This is a genomic window from Thermomonas sp. (assembly GCF_025993755.1).
Lineage (GTDB): Bacteria > Pseudomonadota > Gammaproteobacteria > Xanthomonadales > Xanthomonadaceae > Thermomonas.
On record NZ_JAMQHN010000057.1, the window covers coordinates 1 to 18,440 of the forward strand.

The window sequence follows — 18,440 nt, forward strand, 5'->3', positions numbered from 1 at the left end:
CCCGCGGCCAGCTCGAACAGGCCGTAAAGAATCACCAGAGTGCGCGCCTTCATCGGAATCGGCGGGATCAGCAGCATCACGCGCTGGTTCGGGAACAGCATCCCGTAGGCCAGCAGCAGGCCGAACACGCCGCCGGAGGCGCCGATCGACGGAATTGGCATGCTTCCGCTGGCGAGCATCCAAGAACTGGTGATGAGTTGGCAGACCCCGGCACCGACAACGCAGACGAGGTAGTAGGTCAGGAACCGCTTCGGCCCCCAGACATACTCCAGCGGCGCACCGAACATCACCAGTGCCAGCATGTTGAAGGCCAGATGCCAGAAGCTGCCGTGCAGAAAGGCATAGCTGAGCAACTGCCAGGGCATGAACGACGGCGCCATCAGGGCCGGGTCGTAAACCGAACCGCCCCATGGCCACAGCATCAGGCTGAGCATCGCCTCGTTGCCCAACGCGAACTGCAGGGCAAACCCGGCGATGTTGGCAATCAGCAGCGCCTTGGTGATGCGGGGAATGTTGAACGCCATCCTTGGGGAACCCGGTCTTCGTTGCAGCGCATCATACCGGTTCAGCGTGGCGCCCAGAGGGCCGCATCCAGCGAGTCCCCGCCCCCGTTCGCGTCCATCCGCACCCGGCCGTTGCGGACGGCCACGCCTTCGGCGCGCAGCCGTCTGGCCTGCTCGCGCCACGGTCGGCTGCCCTGCGCGAAGGCGATCCGGCCATCCGATCGCAGGATCCGGTGCCAGGGCAGATCCGGGACATCGCTTTCCCCGAGCACCCGCGCCACCAGCCGCGCCCGCCCCGGCAGGCCGGCGCGGCGCGCGATCCCGCCGTAGCTGGCGACCTGTCCGGCCGGTACCGCGCGGATGGCGTCGAGAATGCGTTGCTGCGGCGAACGCGTGCCTGCGGGAACGTCCATGATCGGGTTAGCATAGCGCTCTCCCCCGCCAATGCATTTTCACGATGAACCACTTCGAGCAGATCCACCAGCATCTCGTTTCCGCCGGCTACCACATGCTGCTGGAGGAAGACGGACTGGCCTGCGTCGAACTGTCGCTGCGGCAGGGCAAGCGCCACCAGGCCATCTTCCTGACCGAATTGCAGAACGACGACGGCCGCCGCTTCCTGCGGGTGTCCACCTCGATCGCCCCGATCACCGGCCTCGACGCGCGCAAGGCGCTGGCATTCAACTGGGAAAGCCGGGTCGGCTTCCTCGCCATCGGCGAACTCGACGGCGTGCGCTACCTGCAGCTGTGCGAGAACCGCCCGTACGACAGCCTGCTGCCGGCCGAGATCGACCGTTTGATCCTGGAAATCGGCGGCACCGGCGATGCGATGGAGCTGCGGCTGTCGGCCGGCGGGGATTTGCTGTAGCGCAACGCCGATTTGATCGACCTTCCTCGGCTCAGGTCCACCCGACGAGCATCAGCGCCCGGTAGAACAGCCAGGCAACCGTGGCCGAAGCCGGGATCGTCAGGATCCAGGCCCAGACGATGCGCTCGATCGTGCCAAGCTTGAGTCGCCGTGGATTCTTGGCGAACCCGACGCCCATGATCGCAGTGGACACCGTGTGCGTGGTCGACACCGGCATGCCGAAATGCGCAGCGACCATCAATACCGTGGCCGAGCTGGAATCCACCGCGAATCCGTCCAGTGGATGCAGCTTGACCATCTTGTGACCCAGGGTCTTGATGATGCGCCAGCCGCCCGAGGCGGTGCCAGCGGCCATCACCAGCGCACAGGTGACGACGATCCAGTCGGCCACCGTGGAACCGGACGATTGCTCCGGGTGCATGAAGGCGAGCCAGGACGGCAGGTCGTCGAGCGCTCCCGCGGCCTGCGCGCCGATCAGCGTCAGGGCGATCACGCCCATGGTTTTCTGCGCGTCGTTGTGCCCGTGGGCATAGCCCATGTACGCAGCCGACATGATCTGGAGCTTGCCGAAGGCGGCATTGATCCAACGCGGTCGGGCCAGCCGCCGCAACACGCCACCGCTGCGCTCCATCCCGAAAATCAAGGCCCAAAGAATCACCATCAGGACGAAGCCCAGCAGGAAGCCGGCCAGCGGCGAGGTCACCATCGGCACCAGCACCTTCCAGACCAGCCCCTTGCTCTGGGTCCAGCTGGCCGCGCTCTCCACCCACAGCAGCGCGTTCCAGTCCATGTGCGAAGCCGCCAGCGCGGCGCCGCACAGCCCGCCGATCAAGGCATGCGAAGAAGACGAGGGCAGCCCCAGCCACCAGGTCAGCAGGTTCCAGGCGATCGCGCCCAGCAGCGCGCACAGCATCAACTGCGAAGTGGCGTCCACCACGGCGGTATTGACGATCCCGGTCGCGATGGTCGCGGCGACGGCGGTGCCGGTCAGCGCGCCGACCATGTTCATCACCGCCGCCATCATCACGGCCTGCCCGGGGGTCAGGACCTTGGTCGCAACCGAGGCCGCGATCGAATTGGCGGTGTCGTGGAAGCCGTTGATGAACTCGAAGACGAGCGCGGCGGCGATCACCACCAGGACCAGGGTCAACATCATCGCCGCGCCCCGTCAGCTGTTCTTCAGGACGATCTGGTAGGCGACGACGCCCGCCTCGCGGCAGCGGTCGATCGCTTTCTCCAGGATTTCGAAGAACTCCTTGAGCAGGAACATCTGCAGGCTGTCGAGCTTGCCGGAATAGATTTCCCGGTACAGTTCCAGCATCAGCCGGTCGGCCTCGTTCTCGATCGAACGCAGCTTCTCGTTGAGCGCGGTCATCCGGTCGAGGTTCATGTGCTCGAGCTGGTCGACCATCTCCACCACGACCTCGGCGGCCTGTTCCAGCATCGCCGCGCGCGGCGCGAAATCGATATGCCCCAGGTGCTGGACCGCCAGCGCATAGCGATCGGCGAACTTCTCGATCTGCTTGGGAATCTTGTGCAACGCCGAGCCGAGCGCCTCGATGTCCTCGCGCTCGAACGGGGTGATGTAGCTGTCCACCAGCGCCTGGCTGAGCTTGTCGGCGGCGGTGCGCTCGCGCAGGCGGGCCAGCTTGAAGGCATCCAGCGCCGGCTGGCGGTCGGATTCCTTCATCATCGCGTGCAGCGCCCTGGCGCTGTCCAGCGCGGCGGCGGCCGCGTCGTCCAGCAAGGCATAGAACTGGGTTCCGGACCCGAAAATGGTTTGCAGTGAAAACATCGGGACTCCAACAGGAATCTGGCGGCATGAAGCTGAAGCGTAAACGCCGAATGTGACGCATTCATGACAAAGAGCGCGCCTGCTATGATTCCGGCACGTTTCCAGCCATGGCCTCCGACCCGACACCCTCCCTGCGCTTCGCCCGGCGGCTGCGTGCCGCCCTTGCGGCCGCCTGCCCACGGCCCTGCCGCGACCCGCTCCCTGTCCCCGGTATCCATCCGTGCTGGAACTGCTGATCGTCATCGCCCTGATCGTCCTCAACGGCTTCTTCGCCCTGTCCGAGATGGCCGTGCTGACTTCGCGCAAAGTGCGCCTGAAGCAGCGCGCCGAGACCAGCCGCGGCGCGCGCACGGCGCTGGAACTGGCGGAGCGCCCGGAACGGTTCCTGTCGACGGTCCAGGTCGGGATTACCAGCATCGTCATCCTGACCGGCATGTACGGCGGCGATGCCATCGGCCAGAACATCGGGCACTGGCTGGCAGCCCACGTGCCGACCCTTGGCCGCTATTCCGAGACCATCGGCACCGTGCTGGCGGTCAGCCTGATCACCTACCTGAGCATCGTCATCGGCGAACTGATCCCCAAGCGGCTCGCGCTGCTGGCGCCGGAGCGCCTCGCTTCCGTGGTCGCCCCGCCGATGCACTGGCTGGCGTGGATTTCCAGCCCCCTGGTATGGCTGCTGAGCGTGACGGTGCGCTCCATCCTGTCGCTGTTCCGGCTCGACTCCCGGGGGGAAAGCCAGGTGACGGAAGAGGAAATCCAGCTGCTGGTCAGCGAAGGCCACGAACAGGGCGTGATCGACCTCGACGAGCGCAACATGGTCAACCGGGTGATGCGGCTGGGCGACCGCACCGCCGACAGCCTGATGACGCCGCGGACGAAGATCACCTGGCTCGACGCGACCGCGAGCCTGCAGGAGAACCTTGCGGTCATGCTGGAACACGCCTACTCGCGCTATCCGGTGCATCGCGGCAGCGACGCCGACGTGGCCGGCATCCTCGAGGTCAAGACCCTGCTCGACGAGCTCGGTCGTCCCAAGCCGGCGCTGTTCAACGACGTCCGCCCGGCGCTGTTCGTCTCCGAGTCCACCCACGCGATGAAGTTGCTCGAACTGCTGCGCGAAGACCAGCAGACGATGGCTCTGGTGGTGGACGAATACGGCGACATCCAGGGCATGGTGACGATCTCCGACATCGTCGATGCGGTGATCGGACGCCTGCAGGCCGGCGGCGAGGCCGACGCCGGCGAGGCGCTGGTGGTCGAACGCGAGGACGGTTCCCTGCTGGTGGACGGCGGCCTGCACATCGACGAACTGCGCGAGCTGACCGGCGAGCGCATCGCCGAGGCCGACGACATGGAATTCCACACCGCGGCCGGCCTCGTCATTGCCCATTTCGGACGCATTCCGAGGGTCAGCGAATATTTCCGGGTCGGCCTGTGGCGGATCGAAGTCGTCGATCTCGACGGTCCCCGGGTCGACAAGCTGCTGCTGCAGCGCGACCCGTCCCCGCCGAACGCCGCCGGGGACGGCTGAGGAGGTTCGCAATAAATTCTCTCCCCGGATGCGGACGCGTTCTCAGGCCTGCACCAGCAGGCGCGCGAACTCGGCCGCCGCCAGCGGTTCGCTCAGCCAGAAGCCCTGGACATAGTCGCCCTGACGCTCGCGCAGCAGGTCGTACTGCCCGCGCTGTTCGACGCCTTCGGCCACGACGACGATCCCCAGCGAATGCGCCATCGCCATGGTGGCGCTGGTCAAGGCAAGGTCGCCCGCGTCCTCGAGCAGATCGACGATGAAGCTGCGATCGATCTTCAGTCCGTCCACCTGCACCCGGCGGAGGTGGTTGAGGCTGGAATAGCCGGTACCGAAATCGTCCAGCCAGACGCGCACTCCGAGGTTGCGCAGCCGCGACAGCAGGTCGGCCGCATGGGCGACATCGCGGATCACCGCGGTTTCGGTCACCTCCAGGTGCAGCCGGTCCGCTGGCAGACCGCTTTCCTGCAGGGCCCGCGACACCTGGGAGAACAATCCGACGCTGCGCAGCTGGCGCCCGGACACGTTGACCGAGACGAACGGTCGGGTCCCGTCGGGCAGCTCCGGCCAGCCAGCGGCCTCGGTGCAAGATGCGAGCAGGACGCGCTCGCCGATTTCCTCGATCAACCCGCTCTGCTCCGCCACCGGCACGAAGACATCCGGGGAAATGGCGCCTTCCTGCGGATGGTTCCAGCGCAGCAGCGCTTCTGCCCCCATCAGCGCGCGATCCTGGGTGCGGTAGATCGGCTGGTAGACCATCGACAGCTCGCCGCGCTCCCATGCCCCGCGCAGTTCCTGTTCGAAGCGCAGACGACGCATCGCGTCCTCGTCCACCGACCGGCTGTAGAAGCGATAGCAGCTCTTGCCGTCGAACTTGGCTTGGTACATCGCGATGTCGCCGCACTTCATCAGCTGCGACGCATTGATCGCATCGTCCGGGAAAACCGCAATGCCTACCGACGTCCCCAACACCAGTCGGCGCCCGTGCAGCATCAGCGGCGAGGCAAGGTCCTGCACCAGCGTCTCTGCAAGGTGGGTCGCAAGCTCGTTCAGACCCTCGCCAGGCGACGCTTCCAGGAGGATCACGAACTCGTCGCCACCCAGTCGCGCCACCACCGCATCGCTTCCGCCAAGCATGCTCACGGCATGCTCGATCCTGGAAGCCGTCTGGACCAGCACATCATCGCCGGCCTCATGGCCGAGGGTGTCGTTGATGCTCTTGAAATCATCAAGGTCGCAGAACAGCAGGGCGAGCTGCCCGCCGGTGCCGTGCATTTCCCGCAGTCGCTGGTCGAGCGCCGCCCGAAACGCCAACCGGTTGGCAAGTCCGGTCAAGGCGTCGCTGTAGGCGACACGGCGCATGTCGCGATCGTGGCGCGCCACGCTGTCGCGCATGTGCTCGAAGGCACGGGTGAGATCGCCCAGTTCGTCGTCGTGCTTCACCGACGGAATCGGCGTCGAGAAATTGCCTTGCTCGATCTCGCGGGCGGCGTCGCCGAGCATCCGGATCGGCTCCACCAGCATGCGCTGCAGCGCAATCGCCCCGAGAACGCAGACCACGCCCAGCCCCGCGCACATCGCCAGCAGCCACCACAGGCTGACCCTGTTGACATCGGACAGGCGTTCACGCAACCCGAGCAGGGTCTGCTCCTCGGCACGCGCAGCGGAATCCATGGAATAACCAACGCGCACGCCCCCAAGCCGATCCTCGCCAACGCGAATCGGACTGGAGATGTCCAGCGTCCTGCCCTCCTGCTGCACGAGCATCGCATCCGCAGCAACGATCCTGCCCGCCAGCGGATCCTGCATCGGCCTGCCGTAGGCCGGGATCGTGCCCGAGCCGTCATGCAGTATCCGGCCTTCGGAATCGTAGACCAGAACATAAGCCACTCCGGGCGTTCGCAAGGCATCCCGGGCCTGGTTGCCGACGTCCTCAAGGTCGAAGTAGTACAGCGGGTTGGTCAGGGAATCGACGAGTTGCTGCACCTGCGCCTTGCCGCTCTCGCGCAGCTGCTGGATCAACAACGCATGGGTGCTCTGACGCGCGATATCGACGGTCTCGCGTTCGCCGTGGGTCTGCCGGAACCACAGCGCCAGCGTCAGCACCAGCATCATCAACAGCAGCAGCGCGATCGCGACGCCGAAGCGCCACTGCAGGCTGGAACGGCGCGGCCTCACTCGACCTCCCGGCGCAGGCGCTGCACGCCTTGCGCCAGTCGCCGCAGCGCGACCCGGTCCGATTCCTCGATCGGCACAAAGCGGGTGGTTCCGAGAAATTTGCGCAGCGCCTCGGCCGCTGCGGGATCGTTTGTCGCTTCGATCAGCAGCTCCCGCAGTCTCGACTCTACCTGCGGATCCATGCCGCTGCGTGCGAGCATCATCGCCCGCGGAACGTCGTCGCTGCGGCCAATGATCCGCAGATCCGGAAGGAAGGCTCTGGGCACGCGGTTCGGATCGATCCAATCAAGATTGCTGAGCACGCCGGCATCGACCAGCCGCTTGTGCACCCAGGTCGTCACGTTCAGCTCGGTGCGCGCATAGATGTAGCCGACACGATCCGGAGCCGGCTTGTCGGTCGGCGACAACAGCGGCTCCAGCGATTCGCCCGCGGCCAGCAGCTGGCTGCCGGGCAGATAGTAGGCGCTGGTCGAATACGGGCTCTGGAACGCCACGCTGTGCCCGCGCAGATCGGACAGCGAATGGATCGGGCTGTCCCTGCGCACGAAGAACAGGCTGTGGTAGCGCAGGACCCCGTCGCGCTCGGTGATCAGGAACGAATGGGCGACACCGCGATCCTCCAGCACCGAGGCATTGCCGGCGGTTTCGTTGATCAGGTCCACCCGGCCGCGGCGCAGGTAGCTCGACATCTGCTGCAGGTCGCGGGCCATCAGGATCCGGCCGCTGCGGATACCGACGCCGGCCATGCGCGGAACCAGGTAGTCGAGCAGCGGCTTGAGCTGCTCGTAATGCGCCTTGGGGTTGTCGCTGATCCGGCCCAGCACCAGCACGCCGTCATCCGGATCCCCGCGTGCGCTCTGGGCAGAAGCGACGGAGACACTGGCGGCGAACAGGAACAGCAGGCAGGCGAACGTCCGCAGAAACCGACCCATGGCAGAAGTCCGGCCTCCTTCGAGCACTCGTTCAAGCCTACAGGATTTCATCCCGCGTCGTGTGGCTGCCGGCCAACCGCGCCATCCGCTCGGAGTCGGCGAGGATCCCATGCAACAGGCGCACCTCGGCCGCATCGAGGTTGGCGCGCAGGTACAACCGCCGCAGCTTGCGCAGCGCCGATTCGGGTGCCCGCCCCTTGTGGAAATCGATCGCTTCGAGGGTGACGGCCAGGTGCTCGAACAGGCCTTCGAGCTGGGCGTGGGTCGCCGTCTGCGCGTCCGCCGGAGGCGTGCGCGGCGCGGGGTCTCCGATGGCCGCGGCCGGAAGCCCTTCCAGCATGGCGCAGCGCAGCTCGTAGCTGAGCACCTGCACCGCCGCCGCAAGATTGAGCGAACTGAATTCCGGGTCCGACGGAATATGCACCGCGGCGTTGCACAGGGCCATCTCGACGTTGTCCAGGCCGCTGCGCTCGCGCCCGAACACCAGTGCCACCGGCCCGCCGACCGCGGCGGCCGTGGCGCGACGGGCGGCATCGCGCGGATTCAGCGGCTCCAGCTGGATCCGCCGGCTGCGGGCGGTACAGCCCAGCACCCAGCGGCAATCCGCCACCGCCTCCGCCAGCGTGGCGAATATCGGCGCGGTTTCGACCAGATCATCCGCGCCGGCCGCCATCGCATGGGTATCGCGATCCGGCGCCTTTTCCGGCGCCACCAGCACGAGGCTGGACAAGCCCATGGTCTTCATGGCCCGCGCTGCGGAACCGATGTTGCCTGGATGCTGCGTGCCGACCAGCACGATCCGCAGGTTGCGGACGCTGGCGAATTGCGATGATGCCTCCATGCGCCAATGGTAAACTCCCCGCCCCGGCCATGCGCCGGAGTCGCTCTTTCCCGCCGCCGTCCCGCCACCTCCATCGAGGCCCGTTTCCATGCAAAAACCCATTGTCAACGTCATGGTCAAGGCGGCGCGCGCGGCGGGCGGGGCCTTGCTGCGGGGGATGAACCGGCTCGATGCGATCAACGTGATCGAGAAAGACCGCCAGGACTACGCCAGCGAAATCGACCAGCAGGCGGAGCAGGCGGCCATCCGTGAACTGCGCCGAGCCCACCCCGGCGCCGCCTTCCTCGGCGAGGAAGGCGGCCTGCAGGGCAAGGGCGGCAGCCTGTTCGTCATCGATCCGCTGGACGGCACCAGCAACTACCTTCGCGGATTCCCGCACTGGTGCGTCTCGATCGCGCTGGTGGAGGGCGGTGTCGCCCAGCACGGCGTGGTGTTCGACCCGTTGCGCAACGAACTGTTCACCGCCAGCCGCGGCGCCGGCACGCTGCTCAACGACCGCCGCGTTCGCGTCAACGAACGCAAGGATCTGGTCGGCACGGTGCTCGCCACCGGCTTCCCGCCCCGCGACCGCGCCCATGCGCCGGCGCAGCTCGACTGCGTGCGCGCCCTGCTCGGCGAGGCCGAGGACATCCGCCGCACCGGCTCGGCCGCGCTCGACCTGGCCTACGTGGCCTGCGGTCGCCTGGACGGCTATTTCGAGACCGGGCTGAAACTCTGGGACATCGCCGCCGGCGTGCTGCTGGTGCGCGAGGCCGGCGGGCGGATCTGCGACTACCGGGGCGCACAGCCGGACAAGCTCGATCCCGGCGCAGCCGGCGGCGGCAGCCACCAGGTCGTGGCTGGCAGCGTGAAGCTGGTGGATGCACTGCAGAAGCGGATCGTCGAATCCGGGCTGGCCGCAGCAGCCAGGCGCTGATCCGGAACATCCCCGACACGAAGAAGGCCGCGCAATGCGCGGCCTTCCCGTATTCGAAAAACATCCTGCCGATGATCAGGGCCGCCGCGCCAGCTCCGCATGATCCTTGGCCTTGGGCATCAGGTCCTTCTTGGTGACGTTCTGCATCAGCAGCATCGGGCAGCCGATGAAGATCGACGACAGCGTGCCGATCACCACGCCGATGATCTGCGACTCGGCCAGCCCGCGCAGCGACTCGCCGCCGAACACGTACAGCGCCAGCATGCTGAGGAAGGCCACGAACGAGGTGATTACCGTTCGCGACAGCGTCTGGTTGATGGCCTTGTTCATGATTTCCTTCGGCTCGTCGCGCAGGCTGCGGAAGTTCTCGCGAACGCGGTCGAACACCACGATGGTGTCGTTGATCGAGAAGCCCATCACCGCCAGCACGCCGGCCAGCACGTTGAGGTCGAATTCGTGCCCGCTGATCGCGAACCAGCCGAGCACGACGACGACGTCGTGCATGGTCGCGATGATGGCCGCCACCGAGAACTTGAATTCGAAACGGAACGACACGTAGACCATCAGGCCGATGACCATGAAGATCACGGCATACAGGCCGTTGACCGCAAGGTCGCGACCCACCTGCGGCCCGACGAAGTCGCTCTTGGTGACCTTGGCCGGATTCTCGGCGGTGCTGATCGCCTTGAGCACGTCGGCAGCGGTACCCTGGCCCGCCTGCATGCGCACCATCAGATCGGTGCGCGAACCGATGTTCTGCACCTGCGCGCCGTGGATGCCGGCGCGCTCGATGGCATCGCGCACCACGTCCACGTCGGCCGGCTTTTCGAAATGCAGCTCGGTGACGGTGCCGCCGGTGAAATCCAGCGCGTAGTTGAAAGTGCGCGAGGCGTCGAACTTCCCGCCGGGGAACGAGTTGACCGCCATCGCCCCGAGCGAGATCACCACCAGCAGGGCGGCGATCGTGAGCGACACCCAGCCGTACCGCATGAAGTGGATGTTGGCGTCGTACGGAAATACGTTGAACGGTTTCATCGGGATTCCTGGAGGGTTCCGGATCAGGCGCGGGCAACGCGCCTCAGATGGAAATCGACTTGGGCTTGCGCTTGTAGCCGTACACGAGGGCCGCCAGCCCGTGCGAGACCGACACCGCGGTGTACAGCGAAGCGGTGATGCCGACCACCAGCGTCACCGCGAAGCCCTTGAGCGGCCCGGTGCCGAAGGCGAACAGCGCCACGCCGGCCATGATCGTGGTCAGATTGGCGTCGAGAATGGTGTCGAACGCGCGCGCGTAGCCCTCGGCGATCGCCTTCTGGGGTGGCAGACCGATGCGCAACTCCTCGCGGATGCGTTCGTTGATCAGCACGTTGGCGTCCACCGACATGCCCACCGTCAGCGCCAGGCCCGCAAGGCCCGGCAGGGTGATGGTGGCCCCGATCACCGACATGATCGCCACCACCAGCAGCAAGTTCAGGCCCAGCGCGATACAGCTGATGACGCCGAACACCCGGTAATAGAACATGAAGAAAACCAGGGTGAACGCGAACGAATAGCCGACCGCCTCGAGGCCGCGACGGATGTTCTCCGCGCCGAGGCTGGGTCCGATGATGCGCTCCTCGACGAAATCCATCGGCGCGGCCAGCGCGCCGGCGCGCAGCAGCAGCGCGAGGTCGGCGGCTTCCTTCATGCTGTCCAGGCCGGTGGTCTGGAACTCCTTGCCCAGCGTGCCCTGGATGGTGGCGACCGAGATCACCTGCTCGCGCACGCGGGTGCTGCGCACCTCGACCCCGTTGACCACCTTCACTTCGGGGATCCGCTCGATATAGACCACCGCCATCGGCTTGCCGACGTGGGCGCTGGAATAGTCGAACATGCGCTGACCGCCGGCCGCGTTCAGCCGCACCCGCACCGCGGGGGTGCCGGACTGCGAATCGAAGAACGAGGACGCGGTCTGCAGCTGCTCGCCCGAGGCGATCACCCGCTTGTTGAGCAGGATGGGGATTGGTTTGCCGTCCGGGCCGAGTTCCTTGCGGTAGTAGATCCGTGCCTCCGGAGGCACGTTGCCGGTGTCGCGCGCCTCGACCGCATTGCCTTCGACCACGCCGCGGTATTCCAGCGTCGCGGTCGCGCCGAGAATGCGCTTGGCCTGCGCGGTATCCTGCACGCCCGGCAGTTGCACCGCCACGCGGTCGGCGCCCTGGCGCTGGATGATCGGCTCGGCCACGCCGAGTTCGTTGATGCGGTTGCTCAGGGTGCCGATGTTCTGAGCCACCGCATCACTGAGCGCCTTGTCCAGTTCGGACTGCGGAATCCGCACGGTGATGACGTCGCCCTCCGAACTGGTCTGGAAGGTCGGCACGCTGGTGGCAATCAGCCGCTCGGCCGCGTCCGGGTTCTGACCGCTGCTGAGCTTGGCAACGACCGTATTGTTCCCTGCCGGCTCGACCGAAATGTAGCGGATGCGGTTGTCGCGCAGCACGCTGCGGATGTCCTCGGCGGTCGCCTCGAACATCTTGTCGAGCGCGGCCTTGCGATCCACCTGCATCAGGAAGTGCACGCCACCCTGCAGGTCGAGGCCGAGCAGCATCGGCTTGGCCCGCAGCGCCGCCAGCCACGGCGGCACCGTGGACGCCAGGTTCAGCGCCACCACGTAATCGCCGCCGACGAGATCGCGCAGGGCGTCGGCTGCGCGCGTCTGGTCGTCCGGAGACGCCATGCGCACCAGCAGGTTGCCGTCCTTTTGCACTTCGATTTTCTTCGCGTGCAGGTTCGCCGCCTTGAGCGCCGCATCGACCCGGGCCTGGAAGGCCGCATCGATGATCGCGCCGCGGTTGGCGGTGATCTGCACCGACGGATCCTGCGGGTAGATGTTGGGGAGCGAATAGATCGCGCTGAAGATCAGCACCAGTACGGCGATCGCGTATTTCAGGCGGCTGTAAACGAGCATCGGCGAACCCTGGTGGCGCTGGGCGCCAGACCGTTGGACATCAATTGGGAGGAAATCAGGTCACGCCGACTTCAGCGTGCCCTTGGGCAGGACATTGGAAATCGCGCCCTTCTGGACGCGCAGCTGCACGCCATCGGCGACTTCCACGGTGATGAAGCTCTCGCTGATCGCGGACACCGTTCCGGCGATGCCGCCGCTGGTGATCACCTCATCGCCCTTTTGCAGTTTTTCGAGCATCTGCCGATGCTCCTTCTGCCGCTTCATCTGCGGACGGATCATGATGAAGTACATGATCGCGATCAGCACGATGAAGAACAGCGACGAGGACATCAGGCCGCCGGAAGGATCCTGTCCAGCGGTCTGGGCGTGGGCAACGGGAATCAGCAAATCGAAGGGGTTCATCGGGAATCCGGGAAAGTGTGTAACGACCGCAATCACGGCCAGCCGCGCATTATGCCATGTCCCGCCCGTCCCTTCCCCCGGATTGCAGGGCGGGTGAGGTCGCGCGAGGTGCGCGATCTTGCGTGAGGGTCCCTACGCACGGCGATGCGCGTTAAAAGACTCGCGGAACCGCGTAAAAGTTCCCGCCTCGATCGCCTGTCGCATCTGCGCCATCAGCCGCTGGTAGTAGCGCAAGTTGTGCAGGGTGCCCAGCATCGGCGCCAGCATTTCGTTGCAGCGGTCCAGATGGCGCAGATAGCTGCGCGAGAACCCCCCGGCACAGGCCACGCAGTCGCAGCCTTCCTCGATCGGGCGCAGGTCGTGCTCGTACTGCGCGTTGCGCACCCGGATCACGCCGGTGGAGGTGAAGAAGTGGCCGTTACGGGCATTGCGGGTGGGCATCACGCAGTCGAACATGTCGACCCCGCGCGCCACCGCTTCCACCAGATCCTCCGGCCGGCCCACGCCCATCAGGTAGCGCGGGCGGTCTTCGGGCAGCTGCGGCGCAGTGTGGTCCAGCATGGCGTTGCGCTCGCCCTCGCTTTCGCCCACCGCCAGCCCGCCGATGGCGTAGCCGTCGAAACCGATCGCCTTCAGCCCCTCGGCCGAGCGCGTGCGCAGGTCGCGGTGGACGCCGCCCTGGACGATGCCGAACAGCGCCGCGTCGTTGCCCTCGTGGGCTTTTTTCGAACGCTCAGCCCAGCGCAGCGACAGCTCCATCGACTTCTCCACCGCCCGCCGATGCACCGGCTGGCCGTGCTTGTCATTCACCGGAGGGCATTCATCGAAAATCATCACGATGTCGCTGCCCAGCGCCTTCTGGATGTGCATCGACTCTTCCGGACCGAGGAAGACCTTGCGGCCGTCGGTGGGCGCGGCAAAGGTGACGCCGGCCTCGGTGATCTTGCGGCGGTGCGCCAGCGAAAACACCTGGAAGCCGCCGGAATCGGTCAGGATCGGCCCGTCCCAGCGGGCGAAGCCGTGCAGGCCGCCGTGCGCCTCGATCACATCCAGCCCCGGCCGCAGGAACAGGTGGAAGGTGTTGCCGAGGATGATCTGCGCGCCCAGGTCCTTGATCTGCGGCGGCAGCACCCCCTTGACCGAACCGTAGGTGCCCACAGGCATGAACGCCGGTGTTTCGATCACCCCGCGCGGAAAAGTGATGCGGCCGCGGCGGGCGGCACCGTCGGATTTCAAGAGCTGGAAATTCATGCGACTCATTGTTTATCGCCTGCGGCGCCGCCGCCCATGGGGTACTCCTTGACGGCGCGAAGGAACCTCCTGTTCCACGCGCCGCCGCGCGCCCGCTCCGCGGCCCAGCCCGGCACAGCGTGCCGGGCGTTCGCACGCTTGCATCGCATGCGATGCAAGCCAAGCGCGCTCTCCCATGGCGCGCTCTGCGGAGCACCCCATGGCCGACACCGCCGCATGGAGGGTTCAGCGCGCATTGCTCACCCGCGGACCGTGCTGCGACGGATCCCGCCTCATGCGTCCTCCCGCTGCGGCCACAGCAGCATCGCATCGCCATAGCTGAAAAAGCGGTAGCGCTCGCGCACCGCGTGCTCGTAGGCGGCGAACACCCGCTCCTTGCCGGCGAACGCCGACACCAGCATCAGCAGGGTCGATTCGGGCAGGTGGAAATTGGTCAGCAGCGCGTCGATGCTGCGGAGCTTGTAGCCGGGAAAGATGAAGATGCTGGTATCGCCGGCAAACGGCAACAGCTCGCCGTCCACCAGCGCGGACTCCAGCGCGCGCACCACGGTGGTGCCGACCGCGATCACCCGGCCACCGGCGGCGCGGGTGCGGCGCACCTTGGCCACCAGCTCGGCGCCGACGTTGATCCACTCGCTGTGCATGTGGTGACGATGCACGTCCTCGACCCGCACCGGCTGGAAGGTACCGGCGCCGACGTGCAGGGTCACATGCCCGAACTCCACCCCGCGATCGCGCAGCGCCGCCAGCAGCGGCTCATCGAAATGCAGCCCGGCGGTCGGCGCCGCCACCGCGCCGGCCTCGCGCGCGAACACGGTCTGGTAGCGCTCGGCGTCATCCGCATCGGGACGACGTTCGATGTAGGGCGGCAGAGGAATCTGGCCGGCGTGCTGCAGCCACGACTCCAGCCCTTCACCGACGTGGAAGCGCAGCTTCCAGAAGCCGTCCTCCTCGCGCGCCAGCACCTCCGCCTCGCCGCCCGCATCCAGCGCGATCCGGCTGCCTAGCTGCGGCGGCTTGCTGACGCCCAATTGCACCCGCGCCGCGTCTCCGGGCAGCAGCCGCTCGATCATGATTTCCACCCGCCCGCCGCTGGCCTTGTGCCCGAACAGTCGCGCCGGGATCACCCGGGTGTCGTTGAACACCAGCAGATCACCGGCCCGCAGCAGCAACGGCAAATCGCGCACGTGCAGGTCGGCGAACGGCGCATCGCCCGCCGGCACGTGCAGCAGCCGGCTGGCGGAACGCTCGGGCAGCGGCGCCTGCGCAATGAGTTCCTGCGGCAGGTGGTAATGGAAATCGGAGGTTTTCAACGCTCGAACTTGGTCGAAAGGATGATCGAGGTATTGGTGCGTTCGACGCCGTCGATCGCGCCGATGCGGTCGGTGAGCACATCCATCTCGCCGACGGTGGAGGTGACGGCCAGCGCGATCAGGTCGTGGCCGCCGCTGATCGAGTACAGCACGCGCACCTCGTGCATTCCGTGCAGGTCCTTCACCACCATCGCCATCTGCCTCGGCCGCAGGGTGATCAGGATGTGCGCGCGGATGCGGCTTTGTTCGAGTTCCTCGTCGATCCGCACGGTGTAGCCGCGGATCACGCCCTGACGTTCGAGTCGGGCGATGCGGTTTTGCACCGTGGTGCGCGACAGCCCGAGTTTGCGGGCGATGTCGGCGGTCGAGGCGCGCGCGTTTTCGCGCAGCACGGAGAGCAGGAGCTCGTCGGCGGGAGAGATCGGCATATCGGCAAAGCATACTTCCATTTCGCCCAAATTGCCCGTCGAAGTGGTCGAATCCAACCTGTCTTTCGACCAGGAATCGACGATAATGATGGATTGCCGGGTCGCGCCCGCGCGGCCACGGCGTGAACGGAGAATCCCATGACCCTGATCGACACCCTCGCCCCCCTGCGCGCGCACGGCAAGGCCCGCACCATCGGCCTTGACGACGCCACCCTGCTCGACTTCGCCGCCCGCGACACGCAACTGGCAGACGCCATCCACGCCGCGGCCGCCGAGTACGCGCGCGTGCGCGCCGAGTTCCCGGAGTTGCTGGAACTGGACGAAGCCGCGCAGACGCATGAGGTCCAGGCCGGCTTCGTCAACTTCTACGCCGAGGACGCCGCCAATCCCTACGTCGCGCTGGCTGCGCGCGGGCCGTGGCTGGTGACGCTCAAGGGCGCGGTGCTGTACGACACCGGCGGCTACGGCATGCTCGGCCTCGGCCACACGCCGGAAGCGGTGACCGCAGCGATGGCCAAGCCGCAGGCAATGGCCAACATCATGACCCCGAACGTGTCGCAGTTGCGCTTTGCGCAGGCGATGCGCAAGGAAATCGGCCAGACCCGCGGCGGCTGCCCGTACGTTGCCTTCATGTGCCTGAACTCCGGCTCGGAATCGGTGTCGCTGGCCTCGCGCATTGTCGATGCCAACGCCAAGGCGCTGACCGATCCGGGCGCCCGCCACGCCGGCAAGGCGATCAAGCGGCTGGTGGTCAAGGGCGCCTTCCACGGCCGCACCGAGGCGCCGGCGCTGTATTCGGATTCCTCGCGCAAGACCTACGTGCAGTATCTGGCGAGCTTCCGCGACGAGCACTCGGTCATCACCGTGCCGCCGTACGACATGGACGCGCTGCGCGCGGTGTTCACCGAGGCCGAGGCCAAGGGCTGGTTCATCCAGGCGATGTACCTGGAGCCGGTGATGGGCGAAGGCGATCCCGGCCGCAGCGTGCCGGTGGATTTCTACAACCTCGCCCGCGAACTGACCGCGGCGCACGGCGGCCTGCTGCTGGTGGATTCGATCCAGGCCGGTCTGCGCGCCACCGGGTATCTTTCGATCGTCGATTACCCCGGCTTCGAGCAGGCCGCGGCGCCGGACATGGAAACCTATTCCAAGGCGCTCAACGCCGGCCAGTACCCGCTGTCGGTGCTGGCGGTCAGCGAACGCGCGGCGGCGATCTACAGGCGCGGCCTGTACGGCAACACCATGACCGCCAATCCGCGCGCGCTGGACGTGGCCTGCGCCGTGCTGGCGCAGATCACCCCCGAGCTGCGCGCCAACATCCAGCAGCGCGGCCGCGACGCGCTCGCCCTGCTGAACGCGCTGAAGGACGAACTGCACGGCCCGATCACCAAGGTGCAGGGCACCGGCCTGCTGTTCTCCTGCGAACTGACCAAGGAGTTCAAGGGCTACGGCGCCGGCTCCACCGAGGAGTGGATGCGCGAGCACGGCATCGGCGTGATCCACGGCGGCGAGAACTCGCTGCGCTTCACCCCGCGCTTCAATGTGACCTCCGAGGAGCTGAAACTGGTGGTGGCGATAGTCAAGCGCGCTCTGCTGGAAGGCCCGCGGATGCAGCAGTCCGCCGCCGCCTGAGCCTGACGGCGGGAAGTGCGACCCAACGCGGCGGCCACTGGCCGCCGCGTTCTTGAGCAGCGCCAAAGCAAGCATGAACATCCAAGCCTTCCAATCATACTGACTACAACTTGACGCCGATGCCTGGGAGGAGTATAGGGCGATTTCATGGATGACTTTGGAGACGGCATCATGCGCAGATTCAAAGCAATTTCGACCGGGTTCGCCTTCGCCTTCGCCTGCGTATTCTCACCAGCAAGCTTGAACGCACAACCAGCAACCTCGGATGCACCGTGCGTCGTTAGCAACGGCATCGTGCGCATCACTCCTCAAGGCATGTCAGATGTGCGGGAAATCATCGTGACTCGCCCTGATGGCGGAATCGTCTACCTGTATTCCCCAAGGCTGGGCGTCTACAACCTGATGTCTCCCGGCCACGGTCTCATCGAGGTAAATCCCGCTTCCCAGCGAGGCGCACAGTACGCAGATGATGGAAAGCTGCATGAACGGGAGATTTTTTCTGACTCCGGAAGCTACCGAGTGGATGTGCTGGGAAAATCCGGTAAACCCGTGCCCGGCATCCAGTATTCCCGCCTTGCGTGTTCACTTGATTTCGTCGATGGCCGAGGATTCCAACGCGCCACCCCCCTGCACGGCGTGGCTCGGGATCCCGTTTCCTTCATTTCTGATTGTCCGGCAAAGGGGCAACCAGATCTGAGAGCTGCATGCAACTCGTCTTCTGGATGCCAAAACGGGGGGCACGGCTATTGCTGTTCTTCAGCGGGTCAGGGAGGGCCGTGCTATTGCAATAACTGCTGTGTTGCCTTGACCGCCGGGATCAGGCCATGACCAGCCGCCTGAAGACCATCTTCAGCACTGCAACTGAGCTGCCCTTCCGTCCGTCCCGCCAAGCGAGACAACCAT

18 protein-coding genes are annotated in these 18,440 nt (G+C 66.2%); 5 read left to right on the top strand and 13 right to left on the bottom strand.

Going from position 1 to position 18,440, the window contains the following annotated elements:
- Positions 1-524 (bottom strand): rhomboid family intramembrane serine protease (locus Q0X16_RS04140; RefSeq protein ID WP_297830916.1); only part of this gene is annotated, 524 nt, incomplete at its 3' end.
- Between the two features lie 41 nt (positions 525-565).
- Positions 566-916: an MGMT family protein gene (locus Q0X16_RS04145; RefSeq protein WP_297830918.1), complete on the bottom strand. Its 351-nt coding sequence runs from the start codon at positions 914-916 to the stop codon at positions 566-568.
- A 44-nt stretch (positions 917-960) separates the two neighbouring features.
- Between Q0X16_RS04145 and Q0X16_RS04150 the strand changes: the two genes are divergently transcribed.
- Positions 961-1,371: a hypothetical protein gene (locus tag Q0X16_RS04150; RefSeq protein WP_297830920.1), complete on the top strand. Its 411-nt coding sequence runs from the start codon at positions 961-963 to the stop codon at positions 1,369-1,371.
- A gap of 31 nt (positions 1,372-1,402) precedes the next feature.
- Here the strand turns inward: Q0X16_RS04150 and Q0X16_RS04155 are convergent, their stop codons facing one another.
- Both Q0X16_RS04155 and Q0X16_RS04160 read right to left on the bottom strand, forming a co-directional pair.
- Positions 1,403-2,524, bottom strand: a complete 1,122-nt coding sequence (locus Q0X16_RS04155) for an inorganic phosphate transporter (protein ID WP_297830990.1) — start codon at positions 2,522-2,524, stop codon at positions 1,403-1,405.
- Between the two features lie 15 nt (positions 2,525-2,539).
- Positions 2,540-3,166 (bottom strand): DUF47 family protein, encoded by a 627-nt coding sequence (locus tag Q0X16_RS04160; RefSeq protein WP_297830922.1) that lies wholly within the window; start codon positions 3,164-3,166, stop codon positions 2,540-2,542.
- 220 nt (positions 3,167-3,386) lie between these two features.
- Between Q0X16_RS04160 and Q0X16_RS04165 the strand changes: the two genes are divergently transcribed.
- Positions 3,387-4,700, top strand: coding sequence for a hemolysin family protein (locus tag Q0X16_RS04165; protein ID WP_297830924.1), 1,314 nt, complete (start codon positions 3,387-3,389; stop codon positions 4,698-4,700).
- A 42-nt stretch (positions 4,701-4,742) separates the two neighbouring features.
- On the opposite strand, the gene Q0X16_RS04170 is transcribed toward Q0X16_RS04165, so the two are convergent.
- The 3 genes from Q0X16_RS04170 to Q0X16_RS04180 are packed head-to-tail and all read right to left on the bottom strand — an operon-like array spanning position 4,743 to position 8,648.
- Positions 4,743-6,875, bottom strand: coding sequence for an EAL domain-containing protein (locus Q0X16_RS04170; RefSeq protein ID WP_297830926.1), 2,133 nt, complete (start codon positions 6,873-6,875; stop codon positions 4,743-4,745).
- Positions 6,872-7,807: a phosphate/phosphite/phosphonate ABC transporter substrate-binding protein gene (locus tag Q0X16_RS04175; RefSeq protein ID WP_297830928.1), complete on the bottom strand. Its 936-nt coding sequence runs from the start codon at positions 7,805-7,807 to the stop codon at positions 6,872-6,874. The genes Q0X16_RS04170 and Q0X16_RS04175 overlap by 4 nt, the downstream gene beginning before the upstream one ends.
- 37 nt (positions 7,808-7,844) lie before the next feature.
- On the bottom strand, positions 7,845-8,648 hold the full coding sequence (locus Q0X16_RS04180; RefSeq protein WP_297830930.1) for an RNA methyltransferase: 804 nt from the start codon (positions 8,646-8,648) through the stop codon (positions 7,845-7,847).
- An 88-nt stretch (positions 8,649-8,736) separates the two neighbouring features.
- Between Q0X16_RS04180 and Q0X16_RS04185 the strand changes: the two genes are divergently transcribed.
- A complete protein-coding gene (locus Q0X16_RS04185) occupies positions 8,737-9,564 on the top strand; it encodes an inositol monophosphatase family protein (protein WP_297830933.1) in 828 nt (275 codons plus the stop codon).
- 75 nt (positions 9,565-9,639) lie between these two features.
- On the opposite strand, the gene secF is transcribed toward Q0X16_RS04185, so the two are convergent.
- The 6 genes from secF to Q0X16_RS04215 form a co-directional block, all read right to left on the bottom strand.
- Complete coding sequence (gene secF / locus Q0X16_RS04190) at positions 9,640-10,605, bottom strand: protein translocase subunit SecF (RefSeq protein ID WP_297830993.1); 966 nt, start codon at positions 10,603-10,605, stop codon at positions 9,640-9,642.
- Between the two features lie 37 nt (positions 10,606-10,642).
- Positions 10,643-12,511 (bottom strand): protein translocase subunit SecD, encoded by a 1,869-nt coding sequence (secD, locus tag Q0X16_RS04195; protein WP_297830935.1) that lies wholly within the window; start codon positions 12,509-12,511, stop codon positions 10,643-10,645.
- 60 nt (positions 12,512-12,571) lie between these two features.
- Positions 12,572-12,913, bottom strand: coding sequence for a preprotein translocase subunit YajC (gene yajC, locus Q0X16_RS04200; protein ID WP_297830938.1), 342 nt, complete (start codon positions 12,911-12,913; stop codon positions 12,572-12,574).
- A gap of 132 nt (positions 12,914-13,045) precedes the next feature.
- Positions 13,046-14,173: a tRNA guanosine(34) transglycosylase Tgt gene (gene tgt, locus Q0X16_RS04205; protein WP_297830941.1), complete on the bottom strand. Its 1,128-nt coding sequence runs from the start codon at positions 14,171-14,173 to the stop codon at positions 13,046-13,048.
- A 263-nt stretch (positions 14,174-14,436) separates the two neighbouring features.
- Positions 14,437-15,477 carry a tRNA preQ1(34) S-adenosylmethionine ribosyltransferase-isomerase QueA gene (gene queA, locus Q0X16_RS04210; RefSeq protein ID WP_297830944.1) on the bottom strand — a complete coding sequence of 347 codons (1,041 nt, stop codon included), beginning with the start codon at positions 15,475-15,477 and terminating at the stop codon, positions 14,437-14,439.
- Positions 15,474-15,905, bottom strand: a complete 432-nt coding sequence (locus Q0X16_RS04215; RefSeq protein ID WP_297830946.1) for an Lrp/AsnC family transcriptional regulator — start codon at positions 15,903-15,905, stop codon at positions 15,474-15,476. The genes queA and Q0X16_RS04215 overlap by 4 nt, the downstream gene beginning before the upstream one ends.
- Before the next feature lie 138 nt (positions 15,906-16,043).
- Here Q0X16_RS04215 and Q0X16_RS04220 point away from each other — a divergent pair, with 138 nt between their 5' ends.
- Positions 16,044-17,537, top strand: coding sequence for an aminotransferase class III-fold pyridoxal phosphate-dependent enzyme (locus Q0X16_RS04220; protein WP_297830949.1), 1,494 nt, complete (start codon positions 16,044-16,046; stop codon positions 17,535-17,537).
- Between the two features lie 171 nt (positions 17,538-17,708).
- Entirely contained in the window at positions 17,709-18,365 is a 657-nt protein-coding gene (locus tag Q0X16_RS04225; RefSeq protein WP_297830952.1) for a hypothetical protein, read from the top strand.
- Positions 18,366-18,440 lie beyond the last annotated feature (75 nt).